The sequence below is a fragment of the Xanthomonas sp. SHU 308 genome, assembly GCF_000364645.1.
Classification (GTDB): domain Bacteria; phylum Pseudomonadota; class Gammaproteobacteria; order Xanthomonadales; family Xanthomonadaceae; genus Xanthomonas_A; species Xanthomonas_A sontii.
Genome location: NZ_AQOK01000465.1, coordinates 1 through 3,378, shown reverse-complemented (window position 1 = coordinate 3,378; position 3,378 = coordinate 1). Strand labels below are relative to the sequence as shown.

Genomic DNA, 3,378 nt, shown 5'->3' with positions numbered 1-3,378 from the left:
CGGCCGGACGCGCCTGCACCGCCACCGTGGCGCCGCCGCCGTTGTCGCCGGGGTTGGGGTCCTCGGTCTGCGAGGCCACCGATGCGGCCAGGCTCAGGCTGCGCCCGACCAGGGCGGTGCCGGCCGGCACCGCCACCTCGAAGCGCGGCGTGGTGCCGGCGGCGAACTGCGCGGTGCTGCAGGTGACCACGGTCTGCGCAGCCACCTCCGGCGCGGCGCAGTCCCACCCCGGGGCGGCGGTCACGCTCGGGGCCACCGCCGCGTCCAGGGCGAAGGCGACTGCCGCCGCGCGCGCCGCGTCCGGACCGGCGTTGGCCAGTTCCACGCTGTAGCGGATGGTGTCGCCGGCATAGACCGACGCGTTGGCGGCGCTCACGCGCAGGCTCAGGTCGGCGCGCTCCAGCGGCTTGAGCTTGATCAGCACCACCGCCGGGTCGTGGTCGGACAGCCGCGCCGGCGAGTTGGCGTCGTTGCGGGCCACGGCCGGGAAGTCGGCGTTGAGCCGCGCATGGGCTTCGCTGAGACCGGCGATCTGCGCCGAGCGCATCAGCGCGCGGTTGGCCAGGATGTGGTCCAGCGATTGCACGTTGCCGTCGTAGGCGTAGGAATAGCTCTGGTCGGGCGTCGACAGCAGGGTCAGGTTGTACAGCGCCGGATCGACCAGGGTGGCGCCGTCGCCGCCGACCACGGTCTGCGCGTCGGGCGCCGGCAGGCCGGTGATGGTGCCCATGGCATCGACGTAGCCGTCGTTGAACTCGAAGGCGTTGAAGTCGCCCATCACCAGCAACTGCTCGGTCGGATCGGCGGCCTGACGCGCCTGCAGCAGGTTGGCCAGGAACACCGCCTGCGCCTGGCGCTTGGCGCGGATGCGCTGGCCGCTGGCGTCGTCGGTCTCGGCGCCGTTGAGCGAACGCTGGTGCACCTCGACCACGGTCAGCGGCAGCGCACGGCCGTCGGCGAAATGCACCACCGCCTTCAGCAGCAGCGGCGGTCGGTCGTTGAGCAGGCTGACGGTGCCGCTCGGCTCGGTCCAGGTGGCGGCCTTGCCTTCCTGGCTCACCGAGACCACCTCGACGCGGGCGATGCCGGCGCCGATCTGCGCGGTCTTGACCAGGAAGCCGACGTCGATGCCGCCCACGTCGTTGCCTTCCTGCAGGTAGGCCACGTACTGCGGATCGGGCTGGCCGGCGGCCACCGCGTCGCGGTTGACCCGGTCGGCCAGGGTCTGCAGCACGCTCAGGTTCTCGATCTCCACCGTGCCGAGGATGTCGGGGGTGTTGAGGTAGTTGCGGATCGCCAGCGAGGCCTTGTTGAGGCGGGCCTGGTAGGCGGCCGCGGTCAGCACCGGTTCGCCGATCGCCGGATCGTTCTGGTCGTCGAAGAAGCGCTCCATGTTGTAGGTGGCGATGTTGACGTCGTCGGCCTGCGGCGCGGGGGCCGGCTTGGGCTGGTCGGCGCCGTCGCACTGCACGGTGGGCGCGGTTTCCGGGTAAATGGTGTAGCGGCGGAAGCTGTAGTCCAGCGGGCCGCTGACGCCGAGCACGGTGCAGCCGGCGGCCACGTCGATGCGCTGGCCGCCGAGGCCGGCGCTGCCGACCGCGATCACCTGCGGGCTGGTGTTCCAGCGCGGCACATCGGCCGGCGAGCCGGCCGGCAGCGCGTCGGGCTGCTGCACGCCGGCGGTGCGCCAGGCGCGCGGCAGGCCGGTGACCACGGCATGGAACACGCCATTGCTGGTGGCGCTGGCGTTGGTCTCGTTGACGTTGCCCAGGGTCGGCGTGTTGACGGTCAGGCTGGGCACGGTGACGCGCATGCCTTCCAGGCGCTCGAGCTGGTCGTAGGCGCCGTTCGGGTCGGGGAAGCGGGTGGTCAGCTCGACCGCGGCCGGCAGCGGATTGCCGGTGGACTGCAGCAGCACCGTCGGCGAGGTCAGTTCGGTCAGCGGCGGCTGGCTGGGGTCGGTGCTGGGCACGTATTCGACCACCGTGGCCTGCACCCGCACCGAATTGCCCACCGCGGCCTCGGCCGGCGGCGCACTGCCGGTGTAGACGTAGATGCCCTCGGAGGTGAGCGGGTCGGCGTCGGCCTGGGCGTCGGGCGTCTGCAGGAAGAAGCCGGCGCTGCGCCGCGCGGTGACGATGCCGCTGGTGGCGACCACCTGGCCGACCAGCGGCGAGCGCGCGCCGCTACCCTGGATGCTGTGGATCGGCACCAGGTTGAAGTCGTCGTTGAGGATCACTCCGCTGGCGGTCAGCGTGGACGGCAGTGCACCGCTGACGCCGGTGATGTCGAGGTAGAAGGTCTCGTCGGGCTCGTTGTTGGTGTCGCCGTTGACCAGCACGCGCACCTCGGCGCTGCTTTCGCCGGCCGGGATGGTCACCTGGGTCGCGGCCAGTGCCTGGTAGTCGCTGCCGGCAGTGGCGGTGCCGTCGCGGGTGGCGACGGTGAAGCTCACGCCGGCGCTGCCGGCCGGCTGGCTCAGCGTCACCGTGAACACGAATGCGCTGCTGCCGCTGTCGCCTTCGGCGCGGCTGACGTTGGCCACGCTGGCCACCGGCTGGTTGCCGCCGCCGCACAGGCTGACCGGCGCGGCGCTGTTGCGCGGGGTCGGCGCGCCGGTGGCGAAGTCGGCGTTGTTGTTGTCGCTGTCGGTGCAGCCGCCGTTGCCGCGCAGCACCGCCAGGGTGTTGCTGGGCGCGGCGGTCGGGGCGCTGCCCTCGGCGCAGCTGGCGCTGCTGCCGTAGCCGACGAAGTCGGCGTTGCCGGCCGGGCAGGCGCCGCTCAGCGCGGCGCTGCTCTTGCTCAGCGCGATCTTGCCGGCGCTGCCGCTCATGGCGATGGTGCCGGTGGCGTCGGGCGTGGGCAGCGCGGTGCTGCCGCCGCTGCCGTCGGCCTGTTTGACCAGGTAGTAGCCGCCCGGCGCGATGCTGCCGCTGAGCGTGGTGACCTGCCAGCTGCTGCCGGCGGCCGAGGCGTACTGCACCGACCAGCCGGCCAGGCTCACCGCCTCGCTGCCGTTGTTGTGCAATTCGACGAAATCGCTTTTGTAGGTGGCGCCGCTGTTGCCGCCACCGCCATAGACCTGGCTGATGACCACCTGGGCCTGGGCGTACCCGGCACCACCCAGCGCGCACGACAACACTGCAGCTCGAAGCAGCATGGTTCGCATGAACAAGATCTCCCCAATCCTTGAAGACGTGGACTAACGCATATGACTTGACGGCACCCCCCAGGCGCCGCCGACGATTGTGCCGGAGTTTGTCAGCCGGTGCTGACGAATGTGTGACATTCGTCGCTGCGGTACCCTTGCCGGCCCGGAACGCCCACGCCGCCCATGCCCGTCGAACAGAACCAGCGCCCGCTCGAAGCCGGCATCCA

At 71.6% G+C, this 3,378-nt stretch carries 1 protein-coding gene; it reads right to left on the bottom strand.

Translation table 11 applies throughout. From position 1 onward, the window contains the following. Window positions 1-3,169: lamin tail domain-containing protein (locus D588_RS0114570; protein ID WP_043085105.1), on the bottom strand; the 3,169-nt coding region annotated here is incomplete at its 3' end. Between the last annotated feature and the right edge of the window lie 209 nt (window positions 3,170-3,378).